A 16,934-nucleotide genomic window follows, 5' to 3' on the forward strand; every position below is an offset into this window, starting at 1 on the left:
GAAGGATCAAATTCATGAACCATTGATAAAAAGAAAAAGTTTACGGAATTTAAAGTAGTATGGTTGTTTTTCACGCTTTTCGTTAGAAGGGTTAATGTCATGAAAGGCGCATTTATCTTTGGATTCAAAGATAAATGCGCTCAGAAGCACTTGAAGTTAAAAGGTTTTTAGCTGGCGATGAATAAATGAACAGTTCGTTAGGGGACGATAATGACAACTAACTCATCACAAAAAAGCGTCTCCCTGAAATGGGTTCGTACTTTTCAATTAGCATTGTAAATATTTTAATTTGGTCCTGCAATTAATAATGAAATGTGCGGTAGATCTCAATTAATGATTTTCTACATTGTAGGGATAGTGATAAACACTGCGGCTTATATCCAACAAACGGCAACTGCGGCGGGTTCCGATATCAAAAGTATCCTGCAGATAATTAACTGCCTGACGTTTGTCATTGGTAGTAAAGAAGTTTTTCAGAACGCTTTGCAGCATCTCTTTATCCGAGGACAGCGTCTGTAACTCACGCTCCATGTTATGAACTTTCTCTTCTAAATCCTTGATTTTCCTTCCTTCCTCAGAAGAGAGTCCAGCGAATTTTTTCTTCCAGCTGTAAAACGTCGCTTCAGAGATGCCCAGTTCATCGCAAATCTCTTTGACCTTTACACCACATTCAGATGCTTTAATGGCGCTGGTGATTTGCTCTTCTGTATATCGTGACTTTCTCATAAATGCTCTTCCCTTTCTTAACAATAATGTGATGAGAATGACTGCAATAATGAATGGATCTGATAATTCCATAAATTAGGGCAGCCGGTGTAAGTGCGCGATTTGAATGGCAACGATTAAGTTAAGTGATTATGAAGAAATATCATCATGGGATTTCTCCTATTTTATTTCCAAAGCCCCGAGTTAGCTTTCGATATGCAGCTTTTTGATATAAATTCGTCTCATGTCATGAGCAAGACCAGCGGGTAATTCAGAATACTCCAGCATGTAAGCGGTAAAATCTGTGCCATGATAATTAGCGCCAAAAGTGGCTTAGGGAAAACCCTTCAGGATTTATCTTCGGAGAATTTCAATACAGTTTTCAGTGATGAAGATGTGAAAAACGAACGCTTTTGAATAAGCGCGGATTAGGATTAATCCGTATTATAAATTCCAGGTCCAATTTTATCGCCAGGTTTATTGAGCGTATTACTTTTTCGTTTTCAACATGGATGTCTGAGTTATTGCAACAAGTGGTTAGTTTTACAAAGGATGCTTCGATGAAACACAGCGCTATGTCAAACGCCATCTGGATGATGTCGGAAAAGGTTGTTTCCGTATTCGGTGTGATATTTGTCACATCTTATGTCGCAAAATCCTTTGGGCCTTCGATATTCGGGCAAATAGCATTTTCTGCTTCAATTTTTTCAATTGTTCAGACTATTGCCATTTTCGGTACTGAAACCATTCTGTTTAAAAGTATCAGCAAAAGTGCGGCTAAAGGAATACGGCTGATGGCGGTTGCCAAACAGCTGCGGATGGTTCTGTTGTTACTGTTGTCCATGCCGGTATTAATTTATGTCTGGCTGGAAATGCGGGAAGACTTCCTGGTTTTCGCTATCGCATCGTTTCTCTCTGCGATGTTTGTTACCCAGGATATTTTCAGCGTATATAACAACGCCCGGCTGGAATCACGGATGAATACGGTTGCCAATGCCACCGGTATGCTCATCAGCTTTGCTATTAGTTTTCTGGTGGCGTGGTTCAAGCTGAGCCCTATGCTGCTTTCGTTCTCTATAGTAGCCGTCACGCTGGTGCCATATGTTATCAAGCGTAGCCGCTTCTATCAGGCAAATAGCATCAGCTCACCACCTAAACGCAAGCACAGGAGCTATCTGCGTTATCTGCTGCATGCGGGCTTACCGCTGGCTATATCCAGCGTGTTTATTTCGATACAGGTGAAGCTGGCGCAATTTTTCCTGGTGGGGGTGGGGTCAGCGCACGACCTGGGGCTTTTTACCGCCGCCAATACGATTTCTGCCTCATGGATCTTTATTCCGGTGGCGATTATTACATCCTGTTTTTCTGAGATTTTCAGGGAGCGCGCGGATGTGGCAGTAAAACTGGCCGCAAGGCTGAATGGCTATGTTATGGCAGTTTCATTTTTGATGCTTCTTGTCGTCGCGCTGTTTGGCGAAAAGATCATCATTACCCTTTATGGGCATGACTACACACAATCGGGAAACCTCGTTACGTTATTGTCACTGGCCACCTGTTTTTCGGCAATGGGAACAGTAGCTTATCGCTATATGGTGAAAGAAGGTGGTTTTAATTATCTGCTGGTTAAGATTGTTTTACTGGTGGTAATTAGCGTAGTGACTAACTGGTTCTTCATCCGTTTCTGGGGATTAACAGGGGCTGCCTGGAGCGTACTGGTTACAGAGTTGCTCTCCCTGACGGTAATGAATTATCTCTTTAAGAATGGCGTCATTCTTAAAATACAGCTTTCCTCGCTCAACTACAAAACCTACAAATGAGGTAAAAAATGTTAAAACTCAAAGCAGAATTGAGAAAAGGCGTCTTATACCTGCTCAAAAAAATGCCTTGGTCCTATCAGGACAGAATTCATTATTTTCACAAATTTAAGCGGTTGCCTAACATACACCAGCCAAAATTATTTAATGAGAAAATTCTGTATAGGAAATTTGTTACCGGCGACCATGTTCGATATGGCAACCTATCGGATAAAATTCTGGTGCGTGACTACATAGCAAAAACAATTGGTGAACAGTATTTAATTCCCATGCTGCATGAAACGGCAGATCCGATCACGCTGCTGGGTCTTAAATCCCTTAAAAATACCGTAATTAAACCGAACCATGGTTCTGGTATGGTAGAAATATTGCTGGAAGAGCCGGACTGTATTCAGAAACAGCTGTTGGTTAAACGCTGTGAAGAGTGGCTGAGCCGCGATTTCTCACACCATTCCCGTGAGATCCATTACCGCTATATTAAGCCGCGGATCGTAGTGGAGGAGTATGTGGGCGACGGTAAACTTGCCGCTGTAGATTATAAATTCCACATGTTCAACAAGAAAGATGGCAATTTTGAGTACGTTCTGCAGATTATCTACAACCGCTGCGGTAATGCGCCACTCTCTATGAACTTCTACGTAAACAGCTTGCAGCAGTGCTTCTACAAAATCCGTGACACGGGGTTGGATATCAGCGGCGACAGAGAAACGCTGGAAAAGGCGCTGGCGCTCAGTAAGGAGCTGGCAAGTGATTTTGACTATGTACGGGTAGACTGGTACATCAGTGAAGGGCAAATTTACTTTGGTGAGCTTACCTTTACGCCGGGTGCTGGCATGGTAACAGGACTTGATATGGGTCTGGATAAAATGATGGGTGATATGTGGCTGCAGGAAAAGAAGGCGACAAATCTGCCCGCGACTTCTGACGTAACGCCGCTGCCGGTAGCGCTTAAAAAAATCTGAATGACCCGATCGGACTAACGAGCCGTTTCTCCAGGAGAAAGCGGCTCGCTTGTTTTCAGGGCATAGGATAATCAGAAGGGGTGTGGCTCATGACGTCGATGAACACATCTTTAGTGATGTGCCAGAAGTTGTGCAGATTCTCCATACTCAACGTGATGCCTAACAGCCCTGTAACGAACCAGCATGACATGCCGATCCCTACACCAGTAAAAATGAAAGCGATGCCGTTACGGCTGGTTTTACGGCACTTCACGTTAAAGGTGCTGGCGAAAAACATCATTACTGCACTAACCAGTTCCCATCTCATCAATACCAGGCTAGCGGTTAAGGTACCCATATCTGTATATACTCCAGGTAAGACTGCCCTGACAAAAGGCCGTGTCATCACCAGTTCAGACGAAAAATTGCCAGGTTACTTTTCATCTGAGCAGACACAAAGGGGCTTAGAAGTGTGACGACTGTCACATTATATCACTCGATTTTAAAATTTGAATAAAATTTAGCCCTGGTATGGTAGTTTTTTGTTGCGGCGCTAAATAAGCTTTTATTTCCTGAGGTTTACATAATTATTCCTTAAATCGTGAATAGTTAATTTATTACTGTGGCATCGCTCCCGAACAGTGCCCGCCAGCACGCTGTATGCTCGAGAGAAGCGCTTTCGTTATTAAAAATATTATTAGCGGAGCCGGAGGGAAGCTGATTTTTGAGACGGGAAATGACAATTAATTCTGTTAAGCAAACGTCTGGCTTATTATTTTTACTTTGCCCCTTTGTATTTTCTTACTGGCGGTTGAGGAGATAACCCGCAATTTAGTCGATAGCTAATTTGCGTGACGTTTTAAGCTTCTTTTATTTCAGGATTAAGTCAAATTTCCTCTTTGGGATGAATCCGACCTGCTAAACGTTGTGCAACCCGCCTGTGGGCTGTAGGCTTTTTCATACTCAAAATCCTTACCTCTCATCCCTTTGCATTTTCCGGGACGGACAGGCTTTGCCTGAAGATTAGCTCACTGAATAACGGCTTTAGTAGTCAGCAGCGGGCAATAAAAACAGAAAGGAGCTTTTGTGTTTTTAACTCAACGCTCATTCACCGCCATTCAGGCGAGGGAGAAGGCATGCCTGACTATTCTGAACCAGCTGTAGCAACGGGCAAAAAGCCGTTGCCGACGCTGCGCAAATCTCTGCAACGGATCTATCTGGCGATCATTGTCGTGTCGCTGATGTTCAGCGGGGTCTCGCTGTCGGTGCTGTCGCTGTTTGCGCTGCGCAATTACGCAGAAAATAACCTGCAACTGGTCGCCACTACGCTGGGCTACAGCCTGGAGCCTGCGGTGTTAGCAGGCGACAGTGCCACCGCCAGCGATATTGTCCGGCAAATTGCGGCAACAGCAGAGTTCGGTCATGCCAGGGTTCTTGATGCCAATAAAAGAGTGCTGGTCAACTGGCCTGTGCCCGGCACCCGTCACGCTGAAGGCGCGGGAGAGCTGGTGACGCACTGGCTTTTCCCACAGCCGGTCAGCGTGCCCATTATGCATTCCCGACAGCAGGTCGGCGAAGTGTGGCTGACGGGGGATGCCAGCCGGGTGATGCACTATCTCAGCCAGGCGTTGAAATGGCTGAGCGGCAGCCTGCTGATTACCGCTATTCTCGCCTTCTGGCTGTCAAACCGGATGCATGCCGGCATCCTTAGCGGCCTGCTGAATATTGCCTCTGTGGCTCACGATGTTCGGATACGTCGCGCCTTCTTGATGCGGGTTCCTTCTTCCTCTATTGCAGAGCTGAATAAGCTGAGCGGAGATTTCAACAGCCTGCTGGATGAGCTTACTGAATGGCAGCATCACTTGCAGCGTGAAAATGATTCGCTGGCGCATCAGGTATTGCATGATGCGCTGACCGGCTTACCCAACCGAAAGGCTTTTGAACTGGAACTGAAAAAGCTGAGTAGCGATCCCCTGATGGCGAACAAACTGGCGGTGCTGTTTATTGATGGCGATCGTTTTAAAGAGGTGAACGATACCCATGGCCATGCCGCCGGAGATAACGTACTGGCAGAAACCGCGCAACGCCTGCGCGATAATTTACGCAAGGGAGATATGGTTGCCCGACTGGGAGGCGATGAGTTTGCCGTCTTGCTGACCAGAATCGAAAGTGGCGAACAGGCGGCAAGAGTGGCGGAACATATCATAGAGGCGATGCGGGAGCCAATTCAGTTAGGGAACGGCAAAATGGTAGCGCAGTCCCTGAGTATTGGCGTGGCGCTGGCCAGAGATCATCCTTCCGGAGAGGCGCTGCTGGCCAGGGCGGATGCGGCGATGTACCACATCAAAGAGCTGGGCGGCGGCTGGTATTTCTCCCCCTCATTTTGGGGCCAGGACCCGCAGGCCGCATCACAGAACAGCCGCCGGGCCTGAACGGTTATTGCAGGGACCACCCCCTTTATAACCATGAATTGCTGTAGCAAGGGGGCGGCTGGCTCTCTTCAGTTGCAAGCAGGCGTGATCGTTTTATCGGCCACTTTGGCACAGGCATGCGTGGCGAAATCGCTGCAATCGAAGCGATAACCAGAAGGGCGGATCAACGACTGGCGACGCATCGTGTGGCGGTAAGCCGTGGGGGTCTGCGAAAACTGACGGCGAAACACACGGGAGAAGGTCTGTTGTGAGTCGTAACCATACTGCATGGCGATATCAAATACCGGGCGCTGCGTCTGGCGTAACGCTTCAGCCGCCAGCGTCAGGCGGCGCTCACGGATATAGTTGCCCAGCGTCTGTTTAGTGACGGTACGAAACATCCGCTGTAAATGCCATTTTGAATAGCCCGATTTGGCAGCCACTTCGTCAATCGACAACGTTTTATCGAGATTGCCTTCAATCCAGTCGGTAAGGGTGTGAATGATGTCGTCATGCATACTGCTCTTCTCCCTGGTGAGAAATTTCGGTTCGTCTTCTCAATGGTTGCTGAGTATAATTCCTCAAGTTAACTTGAGGTAAAGGCCTGAATGAAAATAAATCGCAATTGCCCCAACAAGCGGGAGCTGACCCCAGGCGATGTCGCCCAGCGCTGTGGTGTGGCCGTTTCTGCACTGCACTTCTATGAAAGCAAAGGATTAATCAGCAGCTTCCGTAATGCCGGCAATCAGCGACGTTATCACCGTGATGTGCTTCGTCGGGTGGCGATCGTGAAAATTGCGCAGCGCATTGGTATTCCGCTGGCGACGATTGGCGATCATCTGATGCAGCTTCCGGTCGGACACCGGATGTCGCCTAAAGAGTGGAAAGTGCTGACGGAAAAGTGGCGCGAAGAGCTGGACCGGCGAATTGAAACCCTGACCCGGCTGCGTGACGATCTGGATGGCTGCATCGGCTGCGGCTGTCTCTCCATGCAGGATTGCCCGTTGCGTAACCCCAACGATCAGTTAGGCGCGCAGGGCACCGGTGCTATTCTGCTGGAGCCTGAACAGGAATAAGCCCCACGCCTGAGCGGGGTCTATACTGCTAACACTTCGTTTAACACAAGGTTAGCGCATGATTACTGTTCACCATCTTAATAACTCCCGCTCGCAGCGTGTGCTCTGGATGCTGGAAGAGTTAGAACTCCCTTATCAGATTAAGCTTTACCAGCGGGAAGCCACCATGCTGGCGCCGGAGGCGTTAAAAAAAGTGCATCCGCTGGGTAAATCTCCGGTTATCACCGACGATAATCGGGTTATTGCGGAGTCTGGTGCGATCCTTGAGTACCTTGCTGAGCGATATGACGCAGAAAACAGGCTGAAACTTTTGGATGAGGAAGCACGCCTGCAGTCTCGCTACTGGCTGCACTATGCCGAAGGCTCACTTATGCCGTTGCTGGTGATGAAGTTGATCTTCAGCCGGATGGGGCAGCCCCCGGTGCCGTGGCTGTTACGGCCCGTTGGCAACGCTTTTGGCAAGGGCGTACAGAAAGCTTATCTGGATAAACAACTGGCGACGCACAGAGACTTTATTGAACAGCACCTGAGCCGTCACGAATGGTTTGCCGGTGCGCATTTCAGCATTGCCGATGTGCAGATGAGCTTTCCCCTTCAGGCGCTGAGCGCCCGTGGCGGCGCGGCGACCTCTCCCGCCATTCAGGCCTGGCTGGCAAAAGTGCAGAGCCGCGCAGCCTGGCAGCGTGCCCTGCAAAAGGGTGGAGAAGTGAAACTTAGCTGAATTTTTTTTCCCCTGAAGGCATCCAGCGTTTCAGCATCCCTTCCGGCCCCTTTACCTATAAGAAATCACTATTACGAGGCGGCAGGGCAGATGGGTAGAGTTTCCGGACTTTGCAGCGGAATAAATCCGCAAGGAGCTGGCTCAGAGTTTGTGTAAAAACAGGCGCAAACAAGAGTTGAAAATGCAGTAATAAACGCTGGATAATCGTTTGCCTTTAAATGTTAGCCTTTTGCGTGGCGTAGTAAACGTTTGCCTTTTTTCCAACCGTCGCCCCTGAATGGGTTTTTTACGGTCTGTGAACAGAGTGTCCTGGGATGGTAAAACGTTGAACGAGGTCTGCTTCATGCGTCACGCATCAATAACTCATAAGAAATCTCAGGGGATTTTTCACTATGTCGACTCCTTCTCATCAGCCCGGTGGTTCACTGGACAGCTGGTTTAAAATTTCTGCGCGCGGCAGTTCTGTTCGCCAGGAAATCATAGCAGGCCTCACGACCTTCCTGGCGATGGTCTATTCCGTCATTGTTGTTCCCTCCATGCTGGGCAAAGCGGGTTTCCCTCCGGCGGCAGTATTTGTTTCAACCTGTCTGGTTGCGGGCTTCGGTTCACTGCTTATGGGGCTGTGGGCTAATCTGCCCATGGCTATCGGCTGTGCCATCTCTCTGACCGCATTTACCGCGTTCAGTCTGGTATTGGGGCAGCATATCAGCGTGCCTGTGGCGCTGGGTGCCGTCTTCCTGATGGGGATCCTGTTCACCATTATCTCTGCCACCGGCATTCGTTCCTGGATACTACGCAACCTGCCGATGGGCGTGGCGCACGGCACCGGCGTGGGGATTGGCCTGTTTCTGCTGCTGATTGCCGCTGATGGTGTCGGACTGGTGGTGAAAAACCCGGCGCCCGGCCTGCCTGTGGCGCTGGGAGACTTTGCGTCGTTCCCGGTAATGATGTCTTTGCTGGGGCTGGCGGTGATCTTTGGCCTGGAAAAACTGCGCGTGCCCGGCGGCATTCTGCTGACGGTTATTGCCATTTCCATTCTCGGCCTGATCTTTGACCCGGCGGTAAAATATCAGGGGCTGTTTGCCATGCCGAGTCTGAGCGATGCCCAGGGCAACTCACTGGTATTCAGTCTGGATATCCTCGGTGCGCTGAAACCTGCGGTGCTGCCAAGCGTGCTGGCGCTGGTAATGACCGCCGTTTTTGATGCTACAGGTACTATCCGTGCGGTGGCCGGGCAGGCAAACCTGCTGGATAAAGAGAACCAGATCATCAACGGTGGTAAAGCGCTAACCACTGACTCCCTCAGCAGCATCTTCTCCGGGCTGGTAGGCGCTTCTCCTGCAGCGGTCTATATCGAATCCGCAGCGGGTACGGCGGCAGGCGGTAAAACCGGCCTGACGGCGATTGTGGTCGGCATCCTGTTCCTGCTGATCCTGTTCCTCTCTCCGCTGGCCTATCTGGTACCAGGCTATGCTACAGCGCCCGCGCTGATGTATGTCGGTCTGCTGATGCTGAGCAACGTATCGAAAATTGATTTTGATGATTTTGTCGACGCGATGTCCGGTTTGCTGGCTGCGGTCTTTATCGTGCTGACCTGTAACATCGTTACCGGCATCATGCTTGGTTTCGGTTCACTGGTGATTGGCCGGATATTCGCAGGCGAATGGCGCAAGCTGAACGCTGGCACGGTGATCATTGCGGTCGCGCTGGTGGCGTTTTATGCCGGTGGCTGGGCGATCTGATTTTCCGGGAGCCAGCTTACGGCTCCCGTTTCTCTCCTTCTCTCCCGTTTTTTCTGCAAATAGGCACTTCCTGTTTTTAAACCCTTGCCCTTTTTGTTTTACTATTCACTGAGCCTGATCACATTTTCGTCTGAGTTTTAGCACTCCCCAGGAAGACGTATAAGGAAAACATGGAAATCTTTTTTACTATCCTCATCTTAACGCTGATGGTGTCGCTTTCCGGCGTTGCCGCCCGCATTATCCCCTTTCAAATCCCGCTGCCGCTGGTGCAGATAGGCCTGGGCGCGCTGCTCGCCTGGCCGACGTTTGGCCTGCATGTCGACTTCGACCCTGAGCTGTTCCTGGTACTGTTTATCCCGCCGCTGCTGTTTGCTGACGGCTGGAAAACGCCAACCAGCGAATTTTTGCACCACGGGCGTGAGATTATCGGTCTGGCACTGGTTCTGGTACTGATTACGGTAGTAGGGATTGGCTACCTGATTTACTGGCTGGTGCCGGGGATCCCGTTGCTGCCTGCTTTTGCGCTGGCAGCCGTACTCTCACCAACCGATGCCGTGGCGCTCTCCGGCATTGTGGGCGAGGGGCGGATACCGAAAAAAATCATGTCGATTTTGCAGGGCGAAGCGCTGATGAACGACGCCTCCGGCCTGGTCTCCCTGAAGTTTGCGGTGGCTGTAGCAATGGGAACGATGGTGTTTACCGTCTCCGGCGCCACCATCGAATTTTTAAAAGTGGCGATTGGCGGCCTGCTGGCGGGTATCGCTATCTGCTGGCTGTACGGGAAATCGCTGCGGTTGTTCAGCCGCTGGAGCGGAGACGATCCCGCTACGCAAACTGTATTGCTGCTGCTGCTGCCTTTTGCTTCTTATCTGATTGCGGAACATATTGGCGTATCGGGCATTCTGGCGGCGGTTGCGGCCGGTATGACCATCACCCGTTCCGGTATTATCCGTCAGGCTCCGTTGGCTATGCGCCTGCGTGCCAACAGCGTCTGGCAGATGCTGGAATTTGTGTTTAACGGCATGGTGTTCCTGATGCTGGGACTCCAGCTACCGGCTATTTTGCAGATCTCGGTCACCCAGGCGGATGCTGACCCGAACGTCGATTTGTGGATGCTGATGCTTTCCGTGGTGCTGATTTACGCCGCGTTGATGGTTGTGCGTTTCGGCTGGCTCTGGACCATGCAGCTGATCAGCAAACGGCTGCTGAAGAAGAAGCCGATGGAGTTCACCAGCTACTCGCTGCGTGAGCTGCTGATTGCCTCTTTCGCAGGGGTTCGTGGGGCGATTACGCTGGCCGGTGTCCTCTCTATTCCGCTCTATCTGAGCAACGGAGACGCTTTCCCGGCGCGTTATGAGCTGGTGTTTCTGGCAACGGGCGTGATCCTGTTCTCGCTGCTGGTGGGCGTGGTGCTGCTGCCGCTGCTGCTGCGCGGCATTGCCGGCAAGGATAAGAACGCGCACCGGCACGAGATTCAGATGGCCCGTGCGGTCATGGCCGGTACCGCCATTGAGAGTCTGCATAAGATGGAAGAGCGCCTGGTGGTAGATACGGAAGAGAATATCGATCCTGAACTGATTAAAGAGGTGAGTTCGCGGGTTACAGGTAATCTTCGTCGACGGGTAGTAGGGAAAGAGGATCTTGAGCGTTCACTCTACGCCGAGAACCTTGAACGCCGCTTCCGCCTGACTGCGTTGCGCGCCGAACGGGGTGAACTCTATCACCTGCGCGCCACGCAGAAGATCAGCAACGAGACGATGCAAAAACTGCTGCACGACCTCGATTTACTGGAGGCACTGCTGATCGAGAAGGAAGAGTAGATCGCTTCGCCCGTAGCTGAGTTCGCGGGCCAGAGGATTTACAGGTCGATTGCATCCGGTTTGCAGAGACAGAAAGGCCGCCCATTGGGCGGCCTTTTTCAGCTCTGGCTCAGGCAAAGAGACTTATTTAGCCAGTTCAGCCGAGACGTAAGCGCCATTGTCTACGCGAGCGCCGGTGATTTTGTAGGAGGCACCAGCCTGATGAGCCTCAGCGGCAATTTTAGCGACTGCACCATCCAGCGTGGAAGCAGAAGCGGTAACGCTCTGAGCGAAGCTGGTGAAAGAAACCAGAGACAGGGCGGTAACTACAACTAAAGTTTTGATGGTTTTCATGATTATTTCCTGAGTTTTTTAATTTTTTGGGAGGCTTTATGCCCCGATGTGAACAATCATAGGCGTGAGAAGGTGTGAATGAAAGCTGAGCTATTTGCTCTAATTAATCAAAATAACTGAATGATTATTGGGCTGTGAAGATTTGGTTATATCGGGATGCAATAGCGAAGGCGCAGCAGCTGTTTTAAACCCTCTTCAGAACAGATCGCCGCAATAGGTAGCATCGGCCCGGCGATCGTCCCTTTGAGTTTGTCTCTGGCAGAAGTTAAAAGGCAGCGTACAGCCTGAGGAATATGGAACAACCCTCCGTGTGCTGGCGGTCATTCAGGCCTCTTATGTGCGCGACCCTACCGATAGCGTAGGAGCCTGACCGGGCCAGAACTCCCGGCAGCAGGCTATCCAGGCCTGGGCGCTTTTTGACAGATAGCTGCCTTCCCGCCAGATAAGCCCCAGCTTCCAGACCAGATCGGACTCCAGCGGCAGCCAGAGCAAGTGCTTTTTATCCAGCCGCTGGCAGATCGGCTCCGGCAGAATGGCAACGCCCATGCCGGCCTGTACCATTGCCGCTAAAAAGTCCCACTGGCCGCTGCGCACGGCTATCTGCGGCGTAAAGCCGCTGGACTGAAAAGCCTTCATCAGCTGACGATTGAGGGAAAACTCTTCGTTGTAAATCAGGATAGGTTGCGAGGCCAGCTCGGCAATCGGAATATGCGTGCGCCGCAGCCATTCCCTGGTGCGCGGTACCAGCACGCAGAGCGGATGGCTCATCAACGGTAAAGCGTTAAGCGGTAAATCATCGGCAACCGGCAGCGCGGTCATCGCAATATCCAGACTACCGGAGAGCACCGCCTGCTGGACCGTTAAGCCGCCAAATTCAGAAATTTTCAGCTCCACGCCGGGATAACGGTGACGAAAGGCGGAGATCGAACCGGCAATCTGCATCCCCACCATTGGCGGAATACCTAACCGCAGCTCGCCGGTTTTCAAATCGTTAATATCGCTGATCTCAGCTTCAAGCTGCTTGAACTCCTGCAGGATGGTCATCCCGCGCTGGTAAACCGCCTGACCGGTATCGGTCAGATGCAGCTTGCGGCCCTCACGGATCAGCAGCGTGCAACCCAGCTCATCCTCAAGCTGGCGCAGCATCTTACTGATGGTGGGCTGAGTGACATACAGCTGCTCCGCCGCCCGCGTAAAGCTTTGCTGGCGTACCACTTCGACAAAATAGCGCAGGGCGCGAACGTCCATAATCATTCCTGTACGGCATAGTTTGAATAATATTAAGTCATTTTTTTCACTCTTTGTAACCGTTTTATACTGGTGGCTCGATACATTTAGGGAGAAGTCAGTATGGCGTTGGTCCTTAGCTCGCAAAGAACGGGTTGGCTGCAACGTGTTCAGGTTCCATTTCAGGTCGCACTCTATATCGCCTTCTTTCTGGTTGCCCAGCAACTGGTCGACAGATTCCATCTGCCGCTGCCTGCAAATATCGTCGGTATGCTGCTGTTACTGGCTTTAATTATGCTGCGCGTGCTGCCGCTGGGCTGGGTGAAGGCGGGTTCGCGCTGGCTGCTGGCCGAAATGCTGCTGTTCTTTATTCCGGCCGTGGTCGCAGTAGTTAACTACTCCCAGCTGCTGCGGGTAGAGGGCTGGCGAATTATGCTGGTGATTGGCCTCAGCACTTTGCTGGTGCTGGGCGCGACGGCACTGGTGGTCGATCGGGTTTATCGTCTGGAAATCTGGCTGGCAGAGCGCAAGAAAAGGGGAGCGGAATGACCAGCTTTCTTATCAGCATTCTCTGCCTGATTGCCACGGTGTGTATCTATTTCCTTAATAAGCGTCTCTACCGCCGCTGGCACAAGCTGATGATGATGCCGCTGGTGATGACGCCGCTGGTACTGGTCGCGCTGCTGCTGGTCACGCATATCTCGTGGCAGAACTATATTGGTGAGAGCCACTGGCTGCTCTGGTTGCTGGGACCCGCCACGCTGGCCTTTGCCGTGCCGGTATATGAAAATCTGGCCATTATCAGGCGTCACTGGATGTCGTTAACCGCAGGCGTTATTACCGCCACGACAGTGGCCATATTCAGCTCGGTGTGGCTGGCCCGGCTGCTGACGCTGCCAGAGGAGATCCAGCGGAGCCTGGCGGTGCGTTCCATCACAACCCCGTTTGCGCTTGCTGCGGCTAAACAGCTTGGCGGGCAACCAGACCTGGTGGCCCTGTTTGTCGTGATCACTGGCGTGTTTGGCATGGCGGTGGGCGATCTGCTGTTTATCAGGCTGGCGGTAAAACAGGGCATGGCAAAAGGTGCCGGGTTTGGCGCGGCCTCTCATGGGGCCGGAACAGCTCATGCTTATGAACTGGGTCAGGAAGAGGGCGTGGTCGCCAGCCTGGTGATGATGCTCTCGGGAGTGGTGACGGTGGTAATGGCGCCTGCGATCGGGCATTTGCTCTGGGCAACGGTCTGAGGGACACATCCTGTTACCAGATGATTTGTAATGTTAACTAAATTCTCCGGTGATAAGGCCATGTCTCATTTTATTCAGCCCACAGTTAGTTTACTCTGCGAGGCCGCCCGATAAAGGCGTGAGTAAATTCATCAGGAGAAAAAAAATGAAAGCAGTGGCAACTACCGCAGGCGCACTGGCGCTTCTGGCGCTGGCAGGATCCGCGCAGGCAATCGATGGCGGCGTTAACGTCGGTGAGGATTACACCCACGTGCGCGTAGGGCTGGGGACTAACTCGCCAGGCTTTGCGCTTTCAGGCGACTGGCTGCGCAGCGATCATGACGGCAATGTAGAGAGCCTGGGTCTGGGCTACAACGTCGCCATTGGCGATGTATTCCTCTCACCTGGCGTAAAAGTGATGTCCACCAACCCCACTGACAGCAAAGATGGCTATGCCGTTGCGGTCGGCGGCGGCGTGCGGGTGCCGGTGACCAAAATGTTCAACGTTTACGGCGAGTACTACTACTCTCCGGACGCCTTCTCCAGCCATATCGACGACTACCAGGAAGCATCAGGCGGCGTCAGCTTCCAGCCAATCTCCCTGGTTGATGTCCGTGTAGGTTATAAATATATGAGCATGAACGGCAAAGACGGTCGTAAAGATAACGTTATTGCCGATGGCCCTTATGTAGGTGCTTCAGTTCACTTCTGATGCGCAGGGCGGATCGCTCGATCCGCCCCTCTATGCTTTACTCAGTGCGCCTTGCCGCCCTCAATGCCCACACCCGTCTGTGAACGAACAAACTGCGCCTGGAAGCGCTCACGCTCCTGTGCGCCCGATACCGAATGGTCGGTAACAGAGAAGAGCCAGGTGCCAATAAAGGCCGCCAGCATTGAGAAAAGAGCCGGATATTCATACGGATAGATCGGTTTGGCATTGCCCAGAACCTGCACCCAGATAGTCGGGCCAAGCACCATCAGCATAATAGCGGTGATCAATCCCAGCCAGCCGCCAATCATCGCGCCGCGTGTGGTCAGCTTCGACCAGTACATCGACAGCAGAATAATCGGGAAGTTACAGCTTGCGGCAATGGAGAACGCCAGCCCCACCATAAAGGCGATGTTCTGCTTCTCGAATAAAATCCCCAGCGCAATAGCCACAAAACCCAGCAGCACTACGGTGATTTTGGAAACCCGAAGCTCCTGTAGTTCAGTCGCCTGTCCTTTGCGGAACACGCTGGCATAGAGATCGTGAGAGACCGCCGACGCGCCTGCCAGCGTCAGACCAGCCACCACCGCCAGAATGGTGGCGAAGGCAACGGCGGAGATAAAGCCCAGGAACAGGCTGCCGCCTACCGCATCGGCAAGATGTACCGCCGCCATATTATTTCCGCCAATCAGCAGGCCGCTGGCATCCTTAAAGGCTGGATTAGCGCCAACCAGCAGGATAGCGCCAAAACCAATAATAAAGGTCAGGAAGTAGAAATAGCCCATAAATCCGGTGGCGTAGAACACGCTTTTACGCGCTTCGCGGGCATCGCTGACCGTGAAAAAGCGCATCAGGATATGCGGCAGACCGGCGGTACCAAACATCAGCCCAAGCCCTAACGACAGGGCGGAGACCGGATCATGCACCAGGCCGCCAGGCCGCATGATCTCAATGCCTTTCGGGTGCACCGCCATCGCCTGGGTAAACAGGTTATTAAAGCTGAAACCAACGGTTTTCATCACCATAATCGCCATAAAGCTGGCACCAAACAGCAACAGGACGGCTTTAATAATCTGTACCCAGGTAGTGGCCAGCATGCCGCCGAACAGCACGTAGAGCACCATCAATATCCCTACCAGCACCACCGCAATGTGGTAATCCAGGCCAAAGAGCAGCTGAATAAGCTTGCCCGCGCCGACCATCTGAGCAATAAGATAGAGCGCGACCACTACCAGCGAGCCGCAGGCCGAAAGCGTGCGGATCGGCAGTTGCTTCAGACGGTAAGAAGCCACATCAGCAAAGGTATAGCGTCCAAGATTGCGCAGGCGCTCGGCAATCAGAAACAGAATAATCGGCCAGCCCACCAGGAAGCCCAGCGAGTAGATCAGTCCGTCATAACCCGAGGTATAAACCAGCGCGGAGATGCCCAAAAAAGAGGCGGCTGACATAAAGTCACCCGCCATGGCCAGCCCGTTCTGGAAGCCGGTGATATTGCCGCCAGCCGTATAGTAATCATTGCGGGAACGGGTGCGTTTAGAGGCCCAGTAAGTAATACCGAGCGTTGCCGCCACGAAGATAATAAACATAATTATCGCTTCGTAATTGGTCGGCTGCTTTTCCACCGCGCCGGTTATCGCATCGGCAGCCAGCGCGGAAAAAGGCAAAAGGGCGGGCAGGCTAAATAACAGATGACGATATTTCATCCTTTTACCTCATTCAGCAACTCACGGGTTAAACGGTCAAATTCACCGTTAGCGCGCCAGACGTAAACGCCGGTCAGCACAAAAGAGATCACAATAAGCCCAACGCCAATCGGAATACCCCGGGTGACGTTGGTTCCGGCGTGCAACGGCGTACCCAGCCAGCCGGGCGCAAAGGCAATCAGCAGAATAAAGCCCACGTACAGAATCAGCATGATAACGGAGAGCAGAGTGGCAAAGGCCTGGCGTTTTCTCACCAGTTCTTTAAAGCGTGCACTCTTTTCTATCCGTTGATAAATAATGTCATTCATCACAGAGTCTCCAGAGGTATTCTTTTATACCCGTCATACTTCAGGCTGCGGATAGTGCACGAGCGCCCCCTGGAGCAGGCTCCCGGAATACGCTCGTCGCACCAAACCTCAAATTATTCAGGGTCTGTAGGATAGGGTTAAAGCATTCAATGACTGTTAGTGAAATGAATAATGGGCAGCGTTATTAACTTCTTTTTATTA

17 protein-coding genes are annotated in these 16,934 nt (G+C 51.7%); 10 read left to right on the plus strand and 7 right to left on the minus strand.

Features of this window, described 5'->3' with window-relative positions; genetic code table 11:
- Positions 1 to 330 precede the first annotated feature (330 nt).
- On the minus strand, positions 331 to 798 hold the full coding sequence (locus SD961_RS00525; RefSeq protein ID WP_318788473.1) for a transposase: 468 nt from the start codon (positions 796 to 798) through the stop codon (positions 331 to 333).
- 467 nt (positions 799 to 1,265) lie between these two features.
- Between SD961_RS00525 and SD961_RS00530 the strand changes: the two genes are divergently transcribed.
- Complete coding sequence (locus tag SD961_RS00530) at positions 1,266 to 2,522, plus strand: polysaccharide biosynthesis protein (RefSeq protein ID WP_318788917.1); 1,257 nt, start codon at positions 1,266 to 1,268, stop codon at positions 2,520 to 2,522.
- An 8-nt stretch (positions 2,523 to 2,530) separates the two neighbouring features.
- On the plus strand, positions 2,531 to 3,481 hold the full coding sequence (locus SD961_RS00535) for an ATP-grasp fold amidoligase family protein (protein ID WP_318788474.1): 951 nt from the start codon (positions 2,531 to 2,533) through the stop codon (positions 3,479 to 3,481).
- A gap of 55 nt (positions 3,482 to 3,536) precedes the next feature.
- Here the strand turns inward: SD961_RS00535 and SD961_RS00540 are convergent, their stop codons facing one another.
- Positions 3,537 to 3,818 (minus strand): YjcB family protein, encoded by a 282-nt coding sequence (locus tag SD961_RS00540; protein ID WP_318788475.1) that lies wholly within the window; start codon positions 3,816 to 3,818, stop codon positions 3,537 to 3,539.
- A gap of 778 nt (positions 3,819 to 4,596) precedes the next feature.
- Between SD961_RS00540 and SD961_RS00545 the strand changes: the two genes are divergently transcribed.
- Positions 4,597 to 5,892, plus strand: a complete 1,296-nt coding sequence (locus SD961_RS00545) for a diguanylate cyclase domain-containing protein (RefSeq protein WP_318788476.1) — start codon at positions 4,597 to 4,599, stop codon at positions 5,890 to 5,892.
- A gap of 68 nt (positions 5,893 to 5,960) precedes the next feature.
- Here SD961_RS00545 and soxS read toward each other — a convergent pair whose 3' ends face one another.
- On the minus strand, positions 5,961 to 6,389 hold the full coding sequence (gene soxS / locus SD961_RS00550; RefSeq protein WP_318788477.1) for a superoxide response transcriptional regulator SoxS: 429 nt from the start codon (positions 6,387 to 6,389) through the stop codon (positions 5,961 to 5,963).
- A 90-nt stretch (positions 6,390 to 6,479) separates the two neighbouring features.
- Here soxS and soxR point away from each other — a divergent pair, with 90 nt between their 5' ends.
- The 4 genes from soxR (at position 6,480) to SD961_RS00570 (ending at position 11,230) form a co-directional block, all read left to right on the plus strand.
- A complete protein-coding gene (soxR, locus tag SD961_RS00555) occupies positions 6,480 to 6,947 on the plus strand; it encodes a redox-sensitive transcriptional activator SoxR (protein WP_318788478.1) in 468 nt (155 codons plus the stop codon).
- 58 nt (positions 6,948 to 7,005) lie between these two features.
- On the plus strand, positions 7,006 to 7,668 hold the full coding sequence (locus SD961_RS00560) for a glutathione S-transferase (protein ID WP_318788479.1): 663 nt from the start codon (positions 7,006 to 7,008) through the stop codon (positions 7,666 to 7,668).
- Between the two features lie 392 nt (positions 7,669 to 8,060).
- On the plus strand, positions 8,061 to 9,410 hold the full coding sequence (locus SD961_RS00565) for an NCS2 family permease (RefSeq protein ID WP_318788480.1): 1,350 nt from the start codon (positions 8,061 to 8,063) through the stop codon (positions 9,408 to 9,410).
- A gap of 170 nt (positions 9,411 to 9,580) precedes the next feature.
- Positions 9,581 to 11,230: a Na+/H+ antiporter gene (locus SD961_RS00570; RefSeq protein ID WP_318788481.1), complete on the plus strand. Its 1,650-nt coding sequence runs from the start codon at positions 9,581 to 9,583 to the stop codon at positions 11,228 to 11,230.
- A gap of 123 nt (positions 11,231 to 11,353) precedes the next feature.
- On the opposite strand, the gene SD961_RS00575 is transcribed toward SD961_RS00570, so the two are convergent.
- Both SD961_RS00575 and SD961_RS00580 read right to left on the minus strand, forming a co-directional pair.
- Entirely contained in the window at positions 11,354 to 11,563 is a 210-nt protein-coding gene (locus tag SD961_RS00575) for a DUF1471 domain-containing protein (RefSeq protein WP_318788482.1), read from the minus strand.
- A 333-nt stretch (positions 11,564 to 11,896) separates the two neighbouring features.
- On the minus strand, positions 11,897 to 12,811 hold the full coding sequence (locus SD961_RS00580; protein WP_318788483.1) for a LysR family transcriptional regulator: 915 nt from the start codon (positions 12,809 to 12,811) through the stop codon (positions 11,897 to 11,899).
- A gap of 102 nt (positions 12,812 to 12,913) precedes the next feature.
- Here SD961_RS00580 and SD961_RS00585 point away from each other — a divergent pair, with 102 nt between their 5' ends.
- From SD961_RS00585 to SD961_RS00595, 3 genes are all read left to right on the plus strand, one after another.
- The gene (locus SD961_RS00585) at positions 12,914 to 13,339 is read left to right on the plus strand and encodes a CidA/LrgA family protein (protein ID WP_318788484.1); all 426 of its coding nucleotides are present in this window, start codon (positions 12,914 to 12,916) and stop codon (positions 13,337 to 13,339) included.
- Positions 13,336 to 14,034, plus strand: coding sequence for an LrgB family protein (locus SD961_RS00590; protein ID WP_318788485.1), 699 nt, complete (start codon positions 13,336 to 13,338; stop codon positions 14,032 to 14,034). Before SD961_RS00585 ends, SD961_RS00590 begins: the two co-directional genes overlap by 4 nt.
- A 145-nt stretch (positions 14,035 to 14,179) precedes the next feature.
- Positions 14,180 to 14,725: a YfaZ family outer membrane protein gene (locus SD961_RS00595; RefSeq protein WP_318788487.1), complete on the plus strand. Its 546-nt coding sequence runs from the start codon at positions 14,180 to 14,182 to the stop codon at positions 14,723 to 14,725.
- 41 nt (positions 14,726 to 14,766) lie between these two features.
- Here SD961_RS00595 and SD961_RS00600 read toward each other — a convergent pair whose 3' ends face one another.
- Positions 14,767 to 16,425: a cation acetate symporter gene (locus SD961_RS00600; protein ID WP_318788488.1), complete on the minus strand. Its 1,659-nt coding sequence runs from the start codon at positions 16,423 to 16,425 to the stop codon at positions 14,767 to 14,769.
- A complete protein-coding gene (locus tag SD961_RS00605) occupies positions 16,422 to 16,733 on the minus strand; it encodes a DUF485 domain-containing protein (protein ID WP_306208523.1) in 312 nt (103 codons plus the stop codon). The genes SD961_RS00600 and SD961_RS00605 overlap by 4 nt, the downstream gene beginning before the upstream one ends.
- Positions 16,734 to 16,934 lie beyond the last annotated feature (201 nt).

The sequence above is a fragment of the Erwinia sp. MMLR14_017 genome, assembly GCF_033657285.1.
In the GTDB taxonomy this organism is placed as follows: domain Bacteria; phylum Pseudomonadota; class Gammaproteobacteria; order Enterobacterales; family Enterobacteriaceae; genus Erwinia.

What these genes read in the sequence shown, in the direction of transcription:
- SD961_RS00525 (WP_318788473.1), bottom strand. Translation starts at nt 798, where the DNA reads ATGGAATTATCAGATCCATTCATTATTGCAGTCATTCTCATCACATTA.
- SD961_RS00530 (WP_318788917.1), top strand. Translation starts at nt 1,266, where the DNA reads ATGAAACACAGCGCTATGTCAAACGCCATCTGGATGATGTCGGAAAAG.
- SD961_RS00535 (WP_318788474.1), top strand. Translation starts at nt 2,531, where the DNA reads ATGTTAAAACTCAAAGCAGAATTGAGAAAAGGCGTCTTATACCTGCTC.
- SD961_RS00540 (WP_318788475.1), bottom strand. Translation starts at nt 3,818, where the DNA reads ATGGGTACCTTAACCGCTAGCCTGGTATTGATGAGATGGGAACTGGTT.
- SD961_RS00545 (WP_318788476.1), top strand. Translation starts at nt 4,597, where the DNA reads ATGCCTGACTATTCTGAACCAGCTGTAGCAACGGGCAAAAAGCCGTTG.
- soxS (WP_318788477.1), bottom strand. Translation starts at nt 6,389, where the DNA reads ATGCATGACGACATCATTCACACCCTTACCGACTGGATTGAAGGCAAT.
- soxR (WP_318788478.1), top strand. Translation starts at nt 6,480, where the DNA reads ATGAAAATAAATCGCAATTGCCCCAACAAGCGGGAGCTGACCCCAGGC.
- SD961_RS00560 (WP_318788479.1), top strand. Translation starts at nt 7,006, where the DNA reads ATGATTACTGTTCACCATCTTAATAACTCCCGCTCGCAGCGTGTGCTC.
- SD961_RS00565 (WP_318788480.1), top strand. Translation starts at nt 8,061, where the DNA reads ATGTCGACTCCTTCTCATCAGCCCGGTGGTTCACTGGACAGCTGGTTT.
- SD961_RS00570 (WP_318788481.1), top strand. Translation starts at nt 9,581, where the DNA reads ATGGAAATCTTTTTTACTATCCTCATCTTAACGCTGATGGTGTCGCTT.
- SD961_RS00575 (WP_318788482.1), bottom strand. Translation starts at nt 11,563, where the DNA reads ATGAAAACCATCAAAACTTTAGTTGTAGTTACCGCCCTGTCTCTGGTT.
- SD961_RS00580 (WP_318788483.1), bottom strand. Translation starts at nt 12,811, where the DNA reads ATGGACGTTCGCGCCCTGCGCTATTTTGTCGAAGTGGTACGCCAGCAA.
- SD961_RS00585 (WP_318788484.1), top strand. Translation starts at nt 12,914, where the DNA reads ATGGCGTTGGTCCTTAGCTCGCAAAGAACGGGTTGGCTGCAACGTGTT.
- SD961_RS00590 (WP_318788485.1), top strand. Translation starts at nt 13,336, where the DNA reads ATGACCAGCTTTCTTATCAGCATTCTCTGCCTGATTGCCACGGTGTGT.
- SD961_RS00595 (WP_318788487.1), top strand. Translation starts at nt 14,180, where the DNA reads ATGAAAGCAGTGGCAACTACCGCAGGCGCACTGGCGCTTCTGGCGCTG.
- SD961_RS00600 (WP_318788488.1), bottom strand. Translation starts at nt 16,425, where the DNA reads ATGAAATATCGTCATCTGTTATTTAGCCTGCCCGCCCTTTTGCCTTTT.
- SD961_RS00605 (WP_306208523.1), bottom strand. Translation starts at nt 16,733, where the DNA reads ATGAATGACATTATTTATCAACGGATAGAAAAGAGTGCACGCTTTAAA.